The 20355-nt window shown below is 36.8% G+C and carries 9 protein-coding genes; all 9 read right to left on the bottom strand.

Features of this window, described 5'->3' with window-relative positions; all coding sequences use genetic code 11:
- Positions 1-3: 3 nt before the first annotated feature.
- On the bottom strand, positions 4-996 hold the full coding sequence (locus KV40_RS02335) for a hypothetical protein (protein WP_036477620.1): 993 nt from the start codon (positions 994-996) through the stop codon (positions 4-6).
- 2 nt (positions 997-998) lie between these two features.
- The gene (locus KV40_RS02330; protein WP_036477619.1) at positions 999-1907 is read right to left on the bottom strand and encodes a glycosyltransferase family 8 protein; all 909 of its coding nucleotides are present in this window, start codon (positions 1905-1907) and stop codon (positions 999-1001) included.
- A 64-nt stretch (positions 1908-1971) separates the two neighbouring features.
- Positions 1972-3693, bottom strand: coding sequence for an ABC transporter ATP-binding protein (locus tag KV40_RS02325; protein WP_371260761.1), 1722 nt, complete (start codon positions 3691-3693; stop codon positions 1972-1974).
- A 117-nt stretch (positions 3694-3810) separates the two neighbouring features.
- Complete coding sequence (locus KV40_RS02320; RefSeq protein WP_036477616.1) at positions 3811-5160, bottom strand: hypothetical protein; 1350 nt, start codon at positions 5158-5160, stop codon at positions 3811-3813.
- Between the two features lie 106 nt (positions 5161-5266).
- Positions 5267-8146, bottom strand: coding sequence for a condensation domain-containing protein (locus KV40_RS31735; protein WP_052055279.1), 2880 nt, complete (start codon positions 8144-8146; stop codon positions 5267-5269).
- A 204-nt stretch (positions 8147-8350) separates the two neighbouring features.
- On the bottom strand, positions 8351-9157 hold the full coding sequence (locus KV40_RS02310; RefSeq protein WP_052055278.1) for an FkbM family methyltransferase: 807 nt from the start codon (positions 9155-9157) through the stop codon (positions 8351-8353).
- Between the two features lie 132 nt (positions 9158-9289).
- Entirely contained in the window at positions 9290-12562 is a 3273-nt protein-coding gene (locus KV40_RS02305; protein ID WP_036477613.1) for a non-ribosomal peptide synthetase, read from the bottom strand.
- 38 nt (positions 12563-12600) lie between these two features.
- Positions 12601-13563: a glycosyltransferase family 8 protein gene (locus KV40_RS02300; RefSeq protein ID WP_052055277.1), complete on the bottom strand. Its 963-nt coding sequence runs from the start codon at positions 13561-13563 to the stop codon at positions 12601-12603.
- A 30-nt stretch (positions 13564-13593) separates the two neighbouring features.
- On the bottom strand, positions 13594-20346 hold the full coding sequence (locus KV40_RS02295) for a polyketide synthase (protein WP_216595498.1): 6753 nt from the start codon (positions 20344-20346) through the stop codon (positions 13594-13596).
- Positions 20347-20355 lie beyond the last annotated feature (9 nt).

The raw sequence follows: 20355 nt of genomic DNA, 5'->3' as shown, positions 1-20355 counted from the left end.
CATTTATGTGTAAAAAATGGCTGTATCTGCTTGAGCTTCGCGATATACTTTTATTTGGTCTCTGAATTTTTTAGACAATCTATCGTATTGGTGTAGAACATTAATTATGCAACCATTTCGATCAATTAAATAATCATCTGTATTTAAAAAGATATTTTTCTCATCAGTGTTGTGTATAGTCAAAACAGGACCATAGAAATTTTCAAAAACAGATACATTTTGAATTAAATTTGTGTGCAAAATATAGTTGTGAATTCCTTGGTCTATTCCTACAGAACGATCGTTTACTTTTACGAGTTGGTCTATCATCTTCTCTAAATAATTCATAATTGCAGAATAAGTACCAATTGTGGTTCCAGAACATGATATTTTATTTTTGCTTATTTTGTTTAGAGTCTCTTGACCATATGCATTTATAAGCCATTGTGAATTAATTTTGCAGTCAACAATAGTTTTATCTTCTAGAAAAAAACACAAACCATTAAAACTAAAATCAAACGGATCTTTTTGGAACAAAACATCTCTAACATCTGTTAACATAACGTTAGAGTAAAAATTCCCAAGCTTATAGAGATAAAGCCAATAAAGTGGATATCGAACACACCAAGTAGTTAAAAAGTTTTTGATAATACTACTTTTTATTCGATACATATTTTTTCTATCAAATTGAGATAAAAGCTTTACTATTTGAACATAAACTTTGTTTAATAAACTAATTTTTCGCAATTGATATGGATAAACAGTTTTAAAGAGCAACCGACTATTTTTTATAGTATATGGAATACTAAATAGTGAAACATTTGCATTGACAGGATGCAAAATTATTTTATAGTTTTTTGAATACTCTTTAAGAGTTGCCATAGTTGCTGGACTTAAACCAGAAATCAAAAGACAAATATCGCCATTGTATCCAGAATTAACTAAAGAAGAAAGAAATGGTCGAATGTGCTGGAATTGGTAGCCATGAACTAGCCCGAGTACTAAATTTTTATTCATGATTATTTGTGCAGTTTTGACATATATTTGATTTTAACTCGCTTTAATTTTTGAATTAACCTTTTCCATTGAGTAAAACGCCAACCCGACCAAGCAGACATATCTAAATAGCGGTAAAATAAAGTGCGATCGAGACAACTATTAATACTATTCCATGGTTTGGCAGCCGAAGTAAAATGAATGATATAAGGTTCATTTAGTAGCTTATTAAATTCCTCTTTAGAAAATGGACTATTTTCCCAAGAATTATATTCATAAATACCACTAGTTCGATTCCATCTAGGATCGATTTCTTTCCATTTATTTCGAAAAACTATATTTAATCCTTCTTGATCTGTATGTAAATTCCATTTAGAGACATACTCCATTGTCTCCACAGCAACTTTGTCTTTCCGCCACTTTTCTAAATCCATAACTAAAACACCAGAGTTAAACGTTTTTTCAATTTTAGAGTCTGTTTGATTTAGAAATTTTGTAAATCCAGAAGATAAATGTGGAGAAGGAAACAAATCTCTTACTGCCAAAATACTTTTATTTTCCATATCAATATTCCACAACTTGCCAATGTCTTCATTAACAATCACATCAGAATCTAAATATATTGCTTTTTTGTAAGGTGATAGTAACTCAGGAATAAATAATCTATAATAAATTGCTTTTGAGTAATAAAATTTTGGATTATCAATTTTATCTAATATATTATTCAAAGGCTTTAACCATTGAAGTTTTGCTTGGCTTGAACTTAAGGATTTTGTTATTTTAATTCTATTGTTTTCTTCAATTCCACCGTCAATAATAAACAATTCTAGCTTTCTACTATCTTCTAGGTTTTTTAGTACAGAGCAGATTGTAGCAGCTAGAGGAATAGCATAGTTATTATCTGCGGCACAAACTAGTACTACTGTTTGCATATCATAAATAAAGCTAATTTCTTTTTTATGTATTGAATATTGGAGATATTATAAATATAAAATATTATTTTTTCAAAACAATCTCTTGATAGCTACCAGACTTGATTACGCGACCATTTTCTAATATATAAATGCGATCGCAATGTTCGATCGTCGAAAGACGATGAGCAATAATAATCATAGTTTTTGTCCCGCTCAAAGAATTAATTGCTTCTGTAACTAACTTCTCAGTCTCATTATCTAGTGCTGCCGTTGCTTCATCAAAAACCAGAATTTCTCTTTCGTGATAAAGAGCGCGAGCGATACCAACACGCTGTCGTTGTCCACCAGAGAGCATGACACCACGTTCTCCAACCATAGTCTCGATTCCCTGAGGCAGCTGTTCGACGAGTTCGGTTAGTTGCGCTGCTGCTATAGCTTTATTTAGTCTTCCGCGATCGAGCAAGCTGTCTGGAACGCCAAAGGCAATATTGTGCGCTAAAGTGTCATCAATTAGATAAATAGACTGAGGAACATACCCCACCAATTTTTGCCACGAACGCAGATTAGTATATATAGAATTGTCATCGACTTTAATATCTCCTGATTGCGGAGTAAGAAGTCCCAAAATGATATCAACTAAGGTAGTTTTTCCCGCTCCCGATTTACCAATTAATCCAATTGCTTCTCCTTTTTCGACCGTTAAAGAAATTTTATCTATACTCTTTCTGCTAGCATTTGTATAGCTAAAATCAATCTGCTCAATAGTAATATTTTGAGCAAAAGGAAGCGTCTTTAATGTTTTGCTTTTTGCTACAAAACTTGATTCGCTTGTTATACGAGATTTATTAAATTTCTCTAATTTTCGTAAATCCAAGTATAGTTTATCAACAGTATAAGATTTGCTTTTAATTCCTGTAATAGAGGTAAGTAAATTACCTGTAGCTGGAAGAAGGCGAATGGAAGCAAGAGCAAAAATACCTAAAACCGAACTAAGATTTTGTGTATTGTTCTGATTTATAGTAATAAATAAAAAGGTAAAAATAACTAAAAATGTAATTAAAAAAGCTTCAATAATGTATCGAGGCAAATTAGAAAACCCGATCGCCGAACTTATACTAACTGCATATTTATCTATTTGGTTATACATCTGCTCTTCAAAGTAAGTTTCGCAACCAATTACTTTAGTTTCTTTAAGACCTCCCATACTGTGATTAATGAGCCTAATCATTTCATTAATAGCGTCAGAGCTTTCTTTTCCCCAACGACCCATTCTTTCTTTTAAGCGGTTAAATAAGAAAAAACCAATTATTAGAATACCTAAAATAATTATCATGGCTATTGAATTAGTCTTAATTAATAGCAAAGTCAAAGCAAATATAACAACCAAGTTAGAAACAGAAGTCAATAAAGGCATCATGAATCCATTAGTAAAATTGGATGTTTCATTAATCATATTATTAATTAAAACAGCACTATTTGTTTCTAAATGATAAGTATAGGGGGCACTCATATAGGCATGCATCAGTCTTGCTGTTAAGCTACCTTGTTGTTTATAACCAAATTCAAAAACATATTTTTGAATAAAGAAACTGAGAAAAGATTTTATATAAATAATAGTGATGACTAAACACCCTAAAAAAATTAGTAGGTGAATCTTTGAAGCAAAATTGAACCAGTTACTTATTGAATAAAGCCAAGAATCATGTTCGAGAGAATTAAAATTAGTAGCCAAGCTAATGAAAGGTCCGACTAAACCAACGCCTACAGTTTCTAAAATTGAAATAAGTATAAAAAGCAAAATCATCAAAACAAGCTCTTGATATTTTCCTTGGTTTAGATACAAAAATTTATGTAAATAGTGCCTCATTATTTTAGGCTATTTTAGTAATAGCCGATAGTTAATATGACTTTTGTAATAATATTACGATTTACCAAAAAAACCTATTATTTTTTTAATTTGATAGTAAATTTTTTTCTCAAAGCGACTTGGCTCGAAAGCTTCTACAGTGTAAGTAGCATTTAGAGAAGAATTATGGTCTCGAAACTCTAGAACAACATTTACAGGTTCTGGAGCATCCCCAAAGTTGTGTTCTTGCCCTTGAAAAGTTTGAATTAAAGAGTCATTACGATAAATTTTAAAGTAAGGTAAGCCATTTTTCAAATCGGGAGTATACTTCCAACTTATTAGTGCTGTGTTTGGTTTCAATCTTTCGACCTTCACAGCTTTTGGTCGCTCCAAAGCATCATTCGAATCAATTTTTCCCGTGGCGACATATTCTTTCCACTTACGTGCAGTTTCCTCATTTGGCAACCAACCTGCTTGTGATGGTTTACTTTCAAAGCGACCGATTGAAGCAATTTTATTTGTAGTAAGGTCGGCTAGCCAGCCCTTAGCTTGATTGATTGGAAACAAGTTGTTGTTATCTTTAGCAAGTCGAGCAGTTGCGATCGCATCAAAATAAGGAATAGCAAGCAATCTCGTGTCGCCTGCTTCGTGAGCAGTATTAGCTTCTACCGCAACAGCCCATAAAGCACCTTGTTTTCTGTAACCCTTAAAAACTCTTAGAGGTAAATCCCGACATTCATCTATCAAAGTATTTTCTCTTTCTGCTACAGCAAATAAAACTGGCACTCCAAATAATTTTGAATCGATCCTTTTTGGAAAAGTAGCTCCACCACAACGAACTGCAACCAAAGCTAAAGTACGATTAAAGTATTTTTGCAACATTTGGGCTCCCCAGTCTGCACCACCAGAATGACCCCATAGTGCCCAAGGTACTTTAACTAACTCTGGATGACGACTTCTTTCAGCAAAAGCCGCAATAGCCTTTAAGAAAGCTTGTTCTGAACCACGATCTATATAAGCCCAATCATCACAAAACTCATTGTGCGTAGAATATCTAGTGCCTAAAAGTGCAAAATGATGCTTGAATGCTAATGCTTGCCACTGAAGATCGTTAGCGTGTGCCAAACCACTAGCAGCTGCAGCATCTCCACATCCGTGCTGTTTAACAATTAAGCCGCGAATGGATTTTACGTTATCAGGAACCCAGATTCTATAATCTGCCTTGACATATTTATCTTTTTTTGCGGGAGGAATAGACACCTGATAATAAGTACCACGAGCAAGTCTGTTTTTATCCTCCAAAGTAGGTTGTTCGGGTAATGGTTCGGGAACATTTGCTAGTATTTTTTTCCAACTTAAATATATAGTAAAAATAGACAGAACAATTACTATAAACCTTAATTTATTTAATTTATAATTAAACATGAGTAATATTATTGTTAATGTTATTAAAATATTTTTAATATAAAAAGGTTAAAACCAACTATTACCCAACTTCGTTTTTGTCAATTTAATTGTTTTATTTATCAGACTATTTTTCTTCTTGGTTAATCAAGCTCGTGTCCTGATTTGCTTTGTCAATACAAATTTTTAACTTTTGGGCTAAAATTGGCGAAGTCACGATAGAAATGTGATGTCCAGGAATCCAGTAAACTTTTACACCTTTTAATGCAATTTTATTCCAGCCCAAATGTCGATCTACCCAATACCCAGGTGGAGTCTCCATAGCTCTAAATAGCGTAATACGCCCTGAATAACTTTTACAGCGATATTTTTTGTAAATTTCATTATACGAGTATCTAGCTCGTTTAAGAGCTTCAGATATAGAATTGTTATCCTCATCTATACCCCAAAGTGGATCGAAAACGTCAATATAGGGAGAATGTTCTAAAATAGATTGACTTAAACGCTCCATCCAAAAAATTAGAAAAATTTTGCTTTGATTTAACGATAATATTCCATCTTTTATAAATATCTGATTTTTGTGTACTTGAAGATCGATTTCTTTTTTTCGCTTAGTAATAATTGTCTCAGTTTTTTTCGGCCTTTGAAATTTATCTATTAATTTGATTGATATTTGTCTTCGCCACTTGTTTTGAGCTCTAAGTAGACTATAGCGAAAAGCGTAATAAAGTGATGACATTAATCTTGGAAAAGGTGGAAGTAATTTTATTCCCCCAGGACCATAACTGTCGAATAAACCAACTAGAGCTACTCGTTCTTTGTCGGAAACTAATTGTTGAGCCATTTCTAAACATATATCCCCCCCCTTAGACAGCCCAGCTAAAAAATAGGGACCTTTAGGTTGAACAGAACGAACCAGCTTTAAATAATCTGCTGCCACCTCCTCAAGTCTTTCCTTAATTGAGGTTCCATCTAATCCTTGAGCTTCTATACCATAAACTGTATACTCTAAGCCTAAGTTAATAGCAAGCTCGCGATATATTAATATGTTAAATCCAGCTCCGTGAATACAAAAAAGTGGGGGATAGTTTCTGTTACCTTCTTGAAGAAGCACAAGAGAGGAAAACGATGCAAAAGCCTTATCTTGACGTACAAAACTGGATAACTTTTCAATAGTAGGAGCTTTGAGTAAGATTGATAGCGGTAGAACTTTGTCAAACTGCTCCTCGATTCGAGCGAAAGTTTTGACAGCTAATAAAGAGTTACCTCCTAAGTCAAAAAAGTTATCTTGAATACTCACAAAATCAACTTCTAAAACTTCTTGCCAAATCTCAACTAATTTAGCTTCGGTTTCGTCTAGAATCTCCGATCTTTTAGCATTTGATAACTTAATTTCAATTTCCCGATCATCAAAACTATAAAAACTTTGGGGCAATTGTTCGCCAGGAGCGAGCATCGGTAGTTCTTCAAGAAGGCAATCTGGATTAGTAACTATACCCTCTAGTAAAGTTTGAAAATGCAGAAGCATCTTTTCGACCGTGCTGGCATTGAAAATATCGGCATTGTAATCAAAAACCATACCCAAACCTTCATCTTGTTCTCGCATAACTAAAGTAAGGTCGTATTTAGTTTTGCCGTGATAGATGTAACCGAATAGAGAGGTAAAAGTTAACTCTGGCAGTTTTACAGATGCCATACCTCTACCTCCAGACCAGGGAGGATTAAGAGCAAATTTTACCTGAAATAAAGGAGATTTTTTTTGTCTAGTATTAGGTCTAATTTCTTCTATTAATTTTTCAAAGGGAAGATCTTGATGAGCATAAGCTTCTAAAGATGCTTGACGAACTTTTGCTAATGCTTCTTTGAAAGTTAACTGTCCTGTCAAATGAGTACGAAGCATTAAGGTATTAGAAAAAAAACCAATTAGTCGCTCTGTTTCTACTTGAGCGCGTCCTGCACTAGCAAAACTGAGTAATATATCTTCTTGTCCGCAATAGCGGTAAAGTAAAGTTTTAAATGCCGTCAGCAAGGTCATAAATAGGGTAGCACCTGATTTTTGACTGAGACGTTCGAGTTCTACATTGAGAGCTTTTGGTAACATCAAAGCTGCGCGATCGCCTTGATAAGTCAAAACTCCTTTAGGATAAGGTCGATCGTACGGTAACTTCAAAGAAGGAGGTAAGTTATCTAATTTTTGCTTCCAGTAGTTAACTTGAGATTCTAAAACCTCTCCTTGTAGCCATTGACGTTGCCAATGGGCAAAATCTACATATTGAACTTTCAACTCTGGTAAAGGTGATGGTTTGCCTGCTACAAAAGCAGTATAAATCGAGGTTAAGTCTTGATAAAAGACATCAGAAGATGCACCATCACAGACGATACAGTGTAAGTTCCAAATGAGTAAGTGTTCGTCGTTTCGTAAGCGAAACAGCTTGACTCGCAGAATAGGTCCATTAGCTAGATCGAAACATTGACGAGCTTCTTGAGTAGCCAGGCGAAAAGCAGCTGCATCTCGTTCTTGTTGTGGTAAATCTCGTAAATCAATTAAAGGTAAGTTAATTGGTTCGGCACGATTGATGTTTAGTTGAACTTGCCCTTTGAGAGAAGGAAACTTAGTTCTCAATACTTCATGACGGCGAACTATCTCAGAAATACTGCGCTCTAATACTTTAACCTCTAACAAACCCGTAAGTTTTACAACCACAGGCATATTATTAGAAGAACTTTCGGGTTCAAATTGATGGAGAAACCAAAGTCTTTGTTGGGCAAAAGAAAGGGATAAATTACTGTTGCGGTTTACTTTTTCAATTGGCGGTAGCTGAGTACTCTTACTATTAGTTGCTTCTTGCAAAAAAGTAATTATATCTGCTTTATGTTCTTTGACCCGATCTAAAAGTTCTGGTGTCAAAGCATTTTTGGGAGCTTTATAACGCAAGCGATCGCCTTCAAGCCATAATTTGACTTTTCTTTGACTGAGTTTAAATAATAACTGGTCAATTTTTGCCATAATTTATAGGATTATTTAAAAACCTTAAAAAAGTATCGAAAATTAAAAATGTAAAATACAAACACCTTGATCGATGAAACTCAACAGTAAAGCTATTGTTGTTTTAAATAAAAAAAATTATTGAGATGTTTAAATATAAAAAATAACTGTTAATTTTGTTATAACACTATATTTTTTAAAAGCTTTATTGATTTATCAAGACATTTAAGTATTTTCGGGCGACAAAGCTTTTTGTGCAATCATTAAGCAATCAAATTCAACGGCTGCAAAGTGTTGAGCTAATGGAAAAAAGTTAGTCATATGAAAACCTAATGATTGAAATATTTGAAGAGAATTAACATAATTTGGCATATCTTGATAAATAGATATAAAAGAAACTTCTGCTTGCACACCCAATACTTTTTGCAAAGTACTATATCCTCCTTTGACCACTTCTAAATCAAATCCTTGAGTGTCTAATTTGACAAATAGTTTACATTCCGTTTCAGTGCCAACAATACTAATTATTTCTTTGTAAAAAGAATCCAGGGTTTTTAAATCAACAGCTTCACGATTTATTGTACGAGTAGCAAAGTGAGAACTACTAAATACTTCCTCTTTAATATTACCAGGAGATAAAAAAGAGTTGAGTCTTGAATTATCAAATAAATTAATTTCCTTTGTTGTATTTTGCGAACCAAGAGCAACTTGATAAACGTACCATTTTGGATCTTTATCGGCAGCAATTTTTAATCTATGATAGGTTTTCGCCACTGGTTCAAACGAAAAAATATACCCTTGATAACCAAGTAATCTTAACTCCTTTGCATACTGCCCTTCGTTTGCTCCTATATCAAGAACGCAGTTAATCTGAAGATAATCTAATATACGGGATAAATGGGCTTTTCTTTCATAAGTCTGGGCTTTAAAATCTTTGGTTGTTGGATCGTGTTTATGATAAATTAAATCGACTCCCCCTTTACTTAAAAACTCTTTTAAAGTTTTTTTAAACAAATTTTTCATTTTATTCATAAAGACTATTTTTTAAAGCTATATAATTGCTTGTCTGTTTAGCGATTTTTTATTTATATAACTGCAAAACTAAATTTTTGGTTATCAGATTTATACTTCAAAGATTAGCGTCAGTTAAATCCAGAATAGATTCTACAGTTCTCCTTCTTCGTAATCATCATCTACTTCCTCCGTGCTAAATAATTGGCTAGAAGCAGCCCAACGCAAAGTAGAAATTCGCGTAGCTAAATCTGCTACTGTAGGTAATTCAAATAAATTGGGTAAAAGAATTTCAATTTGCAAATTTTGTCGCAAGCGAGAGACAATTTGAATTGCTAAGAGAGAGTAACCACCCAATTCAAAAAAATTATCATGAACTCCAACTCGTTCTACCTTAAGAACTTCAGCCCAAATGTCGGCAATTTGTAATTCTAGTTCGTTGCGAGGAGCGACATAATTAGCTGCTAAATCTGCTCGATAATTATCGGGTTTTGGTAAAGCTTTGCGATCGACTTTGCCATTAGGAGTTAGTGGCATGGCATCTAACGCCATAAACTGTGTTGGCACCATGTAATCAGGCAATCTTGCTTTTAAAAACAGTCGTAATTCGGGAATAGATTGGTTAGCTGCCTCAAGATTATCTGTAGCGGCGACAAAATAGCCTACCAACAATTTTTCTTCTGGAACATCTTCGCGCACGATTGCCACTGCTTCTTTAAGCGTAAGGAATTGCGCCATAACAGATTCGATCTCGCCTAATTCGATCCGAAATCCTCTTACTTTTACCTGATAGTCAATTCTTCCCAAACACTCAACCTGTCCATTGGGTAAGAATCTAGCTAAGTCGCCAGTTTTGTATAGTTTGTTTTCACTATCTGCACTAAAAGGATTAGCAATAAACTTTTCTGTGGTAAGTTTGAGACGGTTGAGATATCCTCTGGCTACCCCCGCTCCACCAATATATAGTTCTCCAGGAACGCCAATGGGAACTTGTTGTAAGTTTGCATCTAAAATATATATTTTTGTATTGGCAACTGGATATCCGATAGCGATCGCTTCATCTCCTGATTCTACCCGACAACCAGTAGACCAAATGGTTGTTTCTGTAGGGCCATAAAGATTCCAAAGCTCTTTTCCCATCGGTAATAATCGATTGGCTAGCTCTCTAGGTAAAGCTTCTCCAGTGGAAATCATTTTTAAGTTTGAACTTCCCTGCCATCCAGCCTCTAACAACAATCGCCAAGTGATTGGGGTAGGCTGCATAAAGGTTGCCTGACAAGCATTTAAAATTTGTAGCAAGCGATCGCCATCGGCAGCAATTTGTTGGCTGACTATAACTAATTTAGCTCCTACAGATAGAGGCAAGAAAATTTCTGATATAGCAATATCAAAGGCAATAGTAGTGACCGAAAGCAAAACATCTTCTGCTGCCAGTCCTGGTTTTTCTTGAATTGCATGTAAAAGATTGACCGCATTTTTGTGAGGAATTAATACCCCTTTGGGTTTGCCTGTCGAACCTGAAGTATAAATAACGTAGGCTAAATTATTAGGTTTAACCTCAACAGAACCAGATACTTGGCTACTAGCGATAGTTTCCCAATCGGAATCCATACAAACAACTGTAGCTGTATGTTCTGGAAGAGCAGAAATCAAAGAAGCCTGGGTGACTAAAACGGGAACTCTAGCATCTTCTAGTAAAAAAGCGATACGTTCGACAGGATAGGCAGGATCGATAGGAACATATGCACCACCTGCTTTGAGAATGCCTAGTAACCCAATTACCATCTCTAGCGAGCGCTCCACGCAAATGCCTACCTTAACTTCTGGTTGCACACCCAAACCGCTCAAGTAAGCAGCCAAGCAATCCGCTTTTTCGTTTAGTTCTCTATAGGTAATTTGTTTATCTTCAAAAACAACCGCAATTTTTTCTGGAGTTCTGGCTACTTGAGCTTCTACTAATTGATGAATACAACTTTGTGGATAATTTGTTTCAGTCTGATTCCACCGTTCTAGTAACTGCCTTTCTGTTTCTGGTAATAATCCAATATTGGCAACTATCTCATCGGCATTGGCTACAATATTGGTTAATAAAGTTTCAAATTCTGCCAAACGACGACAAATAGTTTCGCGATCAAACAAATTTGTATTATATTGACACTCTAAAGTTAATTTTCCCTGTAATTCAGTAGCATTAATAAATATTTCAAAGTTTTCATAAGCACGAGGATTAGAAAAGAATTCTACTTTCAGTCCATCAAAATTTAAGGCATTACTATCTAATCCTTGGTCGATATTAAAAATAATGGGAACTAGAGGAATACGGCTCGGATCGCGGGGTAAAGCTAGTTTTTGCAGTAAACTACCAAAAGTAAATTGTTGATGGTCATAAGCGTCTAAAACTCTTGTTTTACGCTTTTGCAAATAATCACTAAAAGATTCTTGAGAATTTATTTGAGTACGTAGGGGCAATAAATTTACACAATGCCCTACCAAATTATAATTACCTGTTGCTGCCTGTCCCGCTGCGGAAATACCCACAACCAAATCTACTTGTCCCGTCAAACGATATAGAAAAACTTCAAAACCAGATAACAGCGTGGTCATGAAGCTGCACCCAAATTTTGCTCCTAGTTGTTTGAGATCGGTAACTAAAGTTTCTGAAATTTGCCAATCTTCTCTCTTAGAATCAAAAGTCCGCAGAGGCGGGCGGGGACGATCTGTAGGAAAATCTACAATAGGAGCAGAGCCAGAAAATTGTTGTACCCAATATTTTTCTGTCGCAATAGTTTCTGGGTCATCTGCAGTTTCCTCTAGCATTAGAGCATAATCGCTGAAGCGATCGCTAGCTTCTAGTTCGGCTATAGTGCCTTGTTTTAATGCCGAATATATTTTACCCAAGTCGGTAATTAATACCGCCCAAGACCAGCCATCACAAATAATATGATGCGCGCTTAATATAATTAAATGCTCTTGGGGTTTTACCCGTAATATTTGAACGCGAAATAAGGCTCCGTGTTCTAAGTCAAATGGTTCTTCTACTGACTGTTGACGTAGTTTAGCAATCTGCTGTTGTAGTTCTGATTCGCTCAATTGACACAAATCTATTAAAGAAGTGTCTATTTCTGAAAAATCTGTAATACAAAGGTTACTGCCATCTGGACTAAAAGTAGTTCTCAACGCCTCGTGTCTTTCAACTAGCTGTTGAAATGACTTTTTTAAAGCTTTTAAATTTAGTTCGCCTGTTAACCGCAGCGAGACAGATTCATTGTAGGCACAATTAGCCTTGCTACCAATTTGTACCGATGCCCAAATTTCTTTTTGAGACTCAGTTGCTAAAGCAGTTAATAAAACTTCGCCTTCGGCAAAGGGATCGAAATCTACTGCTTTGTTAGCAGTCGTTATTAAATTTGATGAGTATGAAGTCATATATTTTATTTAGATTTTTATTTTTTAAAATAATTAAATTATCGAAGTTTAGAGCGAATTTTTTTGTTTTCTCGCTTGAGCCTGCGCCATAATCTTTGAGGAATAGTGTGTTTGTATCCAGACCAATCTGTCATCCTAAGATAATGAAAGAAAAGATTGTTTTCGTTAGTTTTCTCAATCGCTATCCAAGGTTTTGCTGGGGATATATAGTGAATAATAAATGCACTATCTACTTCTTCTTTAGTCAGCGGTCTACCTTTATAAAAATTCCATTTTCCATCCACTGCTCCCCACTGATTTTTTACGATTGCATGCAAAACATCACTATCATGCCACCGAATATAATGCATATTATGTTCAAGGTAATCTAGTGCTTTAGTACACATATTGTTAGCTCGCCACTTTTCGAGATTAAAAACCAACACTCCTGACATAAATTTTTTATCGTCTGGAGAAAATCCTAATTCCCTCCAGTTCAATAAACCGGCTTCAGGATGAGAAATAGTATGAGAGTTGATATTTTTTGCTGCTAAGAGGTAATAATCTTCAATGTTTATTTCCCAAAGTTTTTTCAAGCTTGCATTAATAGCTATATCACAATCAATGTAAATTGCTTTTCTAAATTGTTTTGGTAGGACTTCGGGAAGTACTAATCTGTAAAACGCAGCATTGGGAAGAGATTGACAACTCGGCAGGCGATCTGACAAAACAACGTCATTATCAAAAACTTCTGGTTTAGGTAGCCATCTAATCTCAAATTGCCCTGAAGTAAACATTTCCGATTTTAAAGATTTTAAAATTCTATTTTTATTGCGTTTGGTAATTCCTCCATCCATAACAAACCACAAAAGTTGGCGACTACTATTAAAGTTTTCCATTGCCGAACGTATAGTTACAGCAAGAGGCATAGCATAGTTATTATCGGCAGCACAGACAACTACAATTGGTTCTGTTTCGTCAGTAGATAATGCTGTTTCATTTAAGAAATTGCTAGTTTCCATAAATCTCTCTTCTCAACAGTTCAATCTTGATTAAACATTGCATACTTGTAAGTATTTTCCAGGTCTTTCTGGATCGGGAATAAACCAAGCGGGATTACCTTGAGGATCTTTACCCAATCTCGCACCAGGTTGAGGAGGACTATTTCTGTCGAGCTTGCCATTGGTTTGATTGGCTTTTCCAGGCAACAAACCCATTCCTTGTAGTTCGGCAATGCTATCTTTAAATGCTCTGGTTACAAACTCAATATCTTCATCGGTATGTGCCAGAGTAAAGAAACAAGGACGATATTCCCAAATGTGAATTCCTTTTTCCCGCAGTAAATAAAACAGTAAACTGCCGTAAGCTACTTCATGGGGATAGGTAACATAGAAGAAAGAACTAAAATAGTCGATATTAATTGGTGCGCCTACACGCTCGAAATGTTGCCTTAAGTTTTTGACAAACTTTTCGACTTTGACACTGAGAGATTGTTGTAGATCTACTCCGCCTTCTTTAAGTTTCAGTAAAACCGCTTCTGCTGCTGCCAGTGCCATCGGGTGGCGGACAAAAGTACCTGCAAAGAAAGTAACACCTACTTCGGGAATAGAATTGTCGCCAAATTGCCAGTAACCTCCATCCAAAGCATCCATGTATTCAGCTTTACCTGCCACAATGCCAATCGGTATGCCACCGCCAACTACTTTGCCATAGGTCGCTAAATCTGCGCGAATATTAAAGTAAGCCTGCGCTCCGCCTGGATGAACGCGGAATCCCGTGACTACTTCGTCAAAAATAAACGCCGTTTCCGATTTTTCAGTTAATGCTCTGATATCTCGCAAGAATTCTACTGGCTGCAATCCTGGTCTGCGACTCTGAACTGGTTCGACCATAATCGCTGCTAGATCTTCGGCGCGATCGCGCAGGATTTGCAAGGATTCATCAGTACCGTAATCTAGCACTAAAATGTTCTCAAACATCGAAGCCATAATCCCAGGTGCAGCAGGTAAAGACTTGAGATTAGCACCACTACGAACAATTACTTCATCAAAGGTACCGTGATAACCGCCATTAAAAATGGCTACTGTATTACGCCCTGTAACTGTTCGAGCCAAGCGTAAGGCTGCCATAACTGCTTCCGATCCTGTATTACAGAAGGCAACCCGTTCCATACCAGTAAATTCGCTTACCATTTTGGCAACTCTACCTGCTAAGGGAGTTTGAGGACCAATTTCAATTCCCTTATCCATCTGAGCGATTACTGCTTGTTTGATAAATTCGGGTGACCAACCAAAAAAATTGAGTCCAAAACCATTGGTAAGATCGATATATTCGTTACCATCGACATCCCAAAGACGAGAACCAGCAGAGCGGTCTGTAACAATAGGATATACTATTTCTTTTAAAAGGGGGCTAAAGCCTGAAACTGTCCGAGGATCTGATAAGTAGGGGCGGTGTTCTTGGGTTTGACGTTTAGATTCTTGAGTTTTAACGGTGTAACGAGAAATAAAACGCTCTAATGCTTTTTGTTGTTCGGAACTTAAAGTTGTATCCTGTGATTTTTGAATTTTAGCCCCAGGACCGTGTATTTTTTGTGGTTTGGTAGACTCGGAATTTGGCTGAAATGAAGAAGGAACATTAGCCGATACATTTACAGCGGTAGCTTGTAGGGGAGTATTGTTGGGTGTTACCGATGCACCTCCTTGACGCAGCAGTTCTAACTGCTGATTCATAATTTGTAGCTGTTGAGCGACTAAAGCTTCCAGTCCGCCTGATACAGGACTAACCTTTGACTGTGACTGAATGGAAATACTATGACCATTGCTGCCATTGCTCGGTTCGGGTGATTGGCTCATAAAGGATACTGGTGAAGGTTTAGAGGCTATAGCTTCTACCGCTGCTGGTGCTGGTAATGCATCTGCTGGCAGGGTTTTGTCTAAAAATTCTGCTAGAGTGTCTAGATTGGGATAATCTTCTAATAGATTACGAAAGGCAATTTTGACTTTAAATTTTTTCTTAAGTGCGATCGCGACTTGAGTTAGAGACAGAGAATCTAAACCTATCTCTAAAAAGGTAAGATCGTTGTCCACAGCAGCAAGTTCTAAACCAGATGTTGCTTCTAAAACTTCTTTTAAAATTGGAATCAGACGTTGTTTGCGGTCAGACATATAAATAGTTTCTTTTATTTGTGTGTTAATAAGATTTTCTTTAACAGTGTTTTCTGTAGACTTGTGGGAGTTACTTTTGCATTCTCTATTAGCTGGAAGCGGGTCGATCCAATAACGTTGCCGTTCGAAAGGATAAGTTGGCAACGGAAGACGACTGCATTTTTTATTGGCATAGAAACTCTGCCAGTCAATTGCTACTCCCGATAACCACAACTGTCCAATTGCCTGCATAATAGCGAACCATTCTGAATCGTCTTCGGTTTGACTACCTAGAGAAGAAATAGCAATCTGTTGCTTTAAATCTTTAGCTTGTTGACGGGCTAAAGTTGCAGCTGTAGTACGTGGCCCCACTTCTAACAATACTCGTTCTGGTTGTTGCCATAAAGTTTTTACGCCTTCGGCAAATCGAACCGTTGCCCTGAGATGCTGTGCCCAGTACGAAGGATCTGTGGCTCGTTCTTCTGTAATCCAATCTGCTGTAACTGTAGAAATAAATGGAATTTGCGGCGGCGATAGTTCAACTGTACCTACGGTTTCGGCAAAAGGTTCTACGATCGCCTCCATCATTGGAGAATGAAAAGCATGAGAAGTATGCAGGGGTTTACAAACAATTTCTTTAGCTGTTAGTTGTTGCTGTAGTTGGGTAGCAGCTTCGTGAGAACCAGAAACCACACACAAAGCTGGTCCGTTTATCGCCGCGATCGCTAAATCTTCAGTTAATAAAGGTTCTACTTCTGCCGCCGACATCCTCACCGATAGCATCGCCCCAGAAGGCAAATTCCACATCATTTTGCCTCTAATTGCTACTAGCTTCAGTGCATCCTCTAAAGAAAATACTCCTGCTAGAGTTGCCGAAACAAATTCACCAATACTATGTCCGATGGTTGCTACTGGTTCGATCCCCCAGGCGATCCATAGTTGCGCCAGAGCATATTCAATGGTAAACAGGGCAGGTTGAGTATAAACTGTTTGTTTGAGTAAAGCTGCCGATTCTTCAGTTTGTTTTTTAGGATACAGAACTTCGCGTAAATCTCTATCTAAATAAGATTGCAAAATCTCAGCACAGCGATCGACTACGCTACGAAATACGGGTTCATCTCGATACAGATTGGCACCCATACTTACATACTGCGAACCCTGTCCTGGAAACATAAAAACTATTTCGGGTTTACGTCTGTCTGTCTGACGAGTAGCACTTTGAGTTGGCGATAAAGTTTCAAGAGCTGCGATCGCTTCAGATTGCTGACAGACAATAAATCGTCGATAATTAAAAACCTGTCTTCCTCGTTGCAGCGTATAAGCCACGTCCGCTAAATTGATATCTGGGTGTTGTTTTAGATGATTTTTTAAGTGTTCGGTTTTCTGCTGAAGTGCAGTTTCAGTTTTTCCCGAAAGTACTAAAACTTGATACTTTCTTATTGGTAACTGATTACTAATAACTGATAAATGATTAAAGGGTGCTTCTTCTATAATGATGTGAGCATTCGTCCCACCCACTCCAAACGAACTAACGCCAGCCCGACGCGGATTATCAGATTTTTTCCAATCTATTAATTTGGTATTGACGTAAAAAGGACTATTCTCTAAGTCAATTTCTGGATTGGGAGATTCAAAGTTTAGACTGGGTGGAATTTTTCGATTGTAAAGAGCCAAAACAGTTTTAATTACACCCGTAACTCCTGCTGCTGCTACTAAATGTCCGACATTACTTTTTACCGAACCTATCGCACAGAATTGTTTGGCATCAGTTTGAATACGGAAAGCTTGAGTTAAAGCTTCTATTTCGATAGGATCGCCTAAATGAGTTGCCGTACCATGAGTTTCAACATAATCAATGGTTGTAGGATCGATTCCCGCACTGAGCTGAGCTTCTAAAATGGCATTCATTTGACCATTAACACTCGGTGCAGTAAAACTAACTTTATCCGAGCCATCGTTATTCATGCCAGCTCCACGAATTACAGCATAAATGCGATCGTCATCATTTAAAGCATCTTCGACTCTTTTTAAAACGACGATTCCCGCTCCGTTATTAAATAAAGTGCCATCACCATTGGCATCAAAGGGGCGACAGTGTCCGTCGGGAGAAAGCATACCTCCTTCTTGATACAAATAGCCCCGATTTTGGGGAGTCGTGATAGAAATACCTCCTGCTAGTGCCATGTCACACTGATGACTTTTTAACCCCTGAAAAGCTTGAATAATTGCCACTAAAGAAGTCGAACAAGCAGTATTGATACTAATGCTAGGTCCAGTTAAATTGAGCTTATATGAAATACGAGTGGTAACAAAGTCTTTTTCGTTAGCTAACATGGTTTGAAAAGCACCCAGGCGGTCGATTATTTCTCTTCTGCCACAAAGATGATTTTCAAAATAAGTATTTTGACCCGATCCTGCATACAATCCAATTTTGCCAGCAAAAGATTCTGTGCTATACCCCGCACTTTCCAAGGCTTCATAAGCAAGTTCTAAAAACACCCTTGCCTGAGGATCCATTACTTCAGCTTCTCTCGGCGAAATATTAAAAAAGCTGGCATCGAATAATTCTGCACCTTCAATTATTCCTCTAGCGCGAACGTAATTAGGGTCTGTTAATAATTCTCTATCTACACTAGAATCGATTTGGTCTTGGCTAAAAAAGGTATTAGTTTCTCTACCCTGACAGAGATTATTCCAAAATTCATCGACATTATTTGCACCAGGGAATCTACCCACCATCCCTATAATGGCAATACCTTCGGAAGTTTTAGTCGAATTAGCAAGGTTTTGCTGTAGCTGAATTTTCTTTTGTGGCGATCTCTGTATTAAATAAGCAGCTAGTTTTTGAATACTGGGATATTGATAGAGTTTAACTGCTCGTAATTCTACTCCAAAGCTTTTTTGAATTCGAGCAATTAATTGTAATCCCAGTAAAGAAGTACCACCCAAATCAAAGAAATTGTCTTCAATATTTACTTGTTGCAATTCCAAAACTTCACGCCAAATTTGAGCCAGTTTTTGTTCGGTGTCTGTTGTCGCAGCAACTATTTGTTTAGATTTCTGTTGGGGTATTGGTAAAGCTTTACGATCTACCTTGCCATTAGCCGTCAAAGGAATTTTTTCAATTACCATAATGGCTGTAGGAACCATATATTCTGGTAGTTTGGCGTATAAATACTCTTTTAGTTTGTCGATATTTGGTACTGACTTGCCTGCTATCGTGATGTAAGCAGCTAAATACTTGTTGCCTGGATTATCTTCTCGACAAATAACTATAGCTTCTCTAACCACATCGTTTTGAATTAAAGTCGTTTCAATTTCACCCAGTTCGATGCGATAACCTCTCAGCTTGACTTGATTATCCAAACGACCTACAAATTCAATATTGCCATCTTTTAGATAGCGTACTTTATCGCCTGTTTTGTAAACTTTAGCTTCGGGCTCTTCGCTAAAAGGATGAGAAATAAATCTTTCTGCTGTTAGTTCGGGGCGATTGAGATAGCCTAGTGCTAATCCATCACCCCCAATGTATAATTCTCCTGCTTCCCCGAAAGGCAAGGGTTGTAAATGTTCATCTAAAATGTAAACCTCAGTATTGGCGATCGCCTTGCCAATAGGAATTGAAGTTAAGCTATCAGCTAGAGGATTGGAAATGCGATAGCAACAGGTGAAGGTCGTGTTTTCTGTTGGACCGTAACCATTAATTAATTGGGTATTGGGTAATAGTTGTTGTGCTCTTTTTATATGAGGTACGGATAAGGCTTCTCCACCCGTAAGAATTTCTTTGACATTTTGCAAACACTCTGGTGCTTCGGTAATGAGAGTATTAAATAAAGCAGCCGTCAACCAAACGGTAGTTACGCCATTTTCTTCAATTACTCTACGCAAAGTTTGGGGTTCTGGTAAGCTATTGTCTGGATATAATACGCAACAGCCTCCGTGTAGCAATGCTCCCCAAATTTCTAAAGTAGCAGCATCGAAAGAAATTGGTGCGAGCTGTAACAAAATTTGATTTCCATCTAGCGGCGTAAAATTGGTTCCAAAAACCAGTCTCACTACACCACGATGAGGAACTACAACCCCTTTAGGTTTTCCCGTCGAACCAGAAGTGTAGTTAATGTACGCGGGAGCGGTAGACTCTATTTCAAAGGGTTGAATTAATGAATTTAATTTCAAATCTTTGCCCCAATCTCGTTCTAAACAAATAATTTTTGCTCTAGCGAATGAAAGCTTGTCAATAAGCTTTGACTGAGTTAAGATAATGGGAGATTGACTATCCTCTAACATCCACTTCAAACGTTCTTGAGGATAAGTAGGGTCTATTGGAACGTAAACTCCTCCTGCTTTGAGAATACCCAAAATAGCAACAATCGACTCAATCGAACGCTCCATCATTACAGCAGTAAAAGTTCCGCGCCTTACGTTTTGTTCTTGTAAAAGACTAGCTAAAATATTAGCGCGGCGTTCGAGTTCCTCATAACTTATGTACTTATTTTTTATTTGTTTGGTACCTGGTAATACAACAGCGATTTTGTCTGGTGTTTTTGTTACCTGCTTTTTAAATAACTGGTGAAGACATTCATATCGAGGATATTCAATAAAGTTTTGCATTAACTTCACTGATGTTCGTTCTGCTTGTACATCGTACAAATTACTCATTTTTATTTT

It is taken from the genome of Myxosarcina sp. GI1 (assembly GCF_000756305.1).
GTDB lineage: Bacteria > Cyanobacteriota > Cyanobacteriia > Cyanobacteriales > Xenococcaceae > Myxosarcina.
The sequence above is the reverse complement of the archived record's forward strand: the minus strand, read 5'-3'. Positions and strand labels throughout refer to the sequence as shown.

Bases quoted from the DNA above. Each gene is read 5' to 3' on its own strand.
- KV40_RS02335 (WP_036477620.1), bottom strand. From the start codon at position 996: ATGAATAAAAATTTAGTACTCGGGCTAGTTCATGGCTACCAATTCCAG.
- KV40_RS02330 (WP_036477619.1), bottom strand. From the start codon at position 1,907: ATGCAAACAGTAGTACTAGTTTGTGCCGCAGATAATAACTATGCTATT.
- KV40_RS02325 (WP_371260761.1), bottom strand. From the start codon at position 3,693: ATGATTTTGCTTTTTATACTTATTTCAATTTTAGAAACTGTAGGCGTT.
- KV40_RS02320 (WP_036477616.1), bottom strand. From the start codon at position 5,160: ATGTTTAATTATAAATTAAATAAATTAAGGTTTATAGTAATTGTTCTG.
- KV40_RS31735 (WP_052055279.1), bottom strand. From the start codon at position 8,146: ATGGCAAAAATTGACCAGTTATTATTTAAACTCAGTCAAAGAAAAGTC.
- KV40_RS02310 (WP_052055278.1), bottom strand. From the start codon at position 9,157: ATGAATAAAATGAAAAATTTGTTTAAAAAAACTTTAAAAGAGTTTTTA.
- KV40_RS02305 (WP_036477613.1), bottom strand. From the start codon at position 12,562: ATGACTTCATACTCATCAAATTTAATAACGACTGCTAACAAAGCAGTA.
- KV40_RS02300 (WP_052055277.1), bottom strand. From the start codon at position 13,563: ATGGAAACTAGCAATTTCTTAAATGAAACAGCATTATCTACTGACGAA.
- KV40_RS02295 (WP_216595498.1), bottom strand. From the start codon at position 20,346: ATGAGTAATTTGTACGATGTACAAGCAGAACGAACATCAGTGAAGTTA.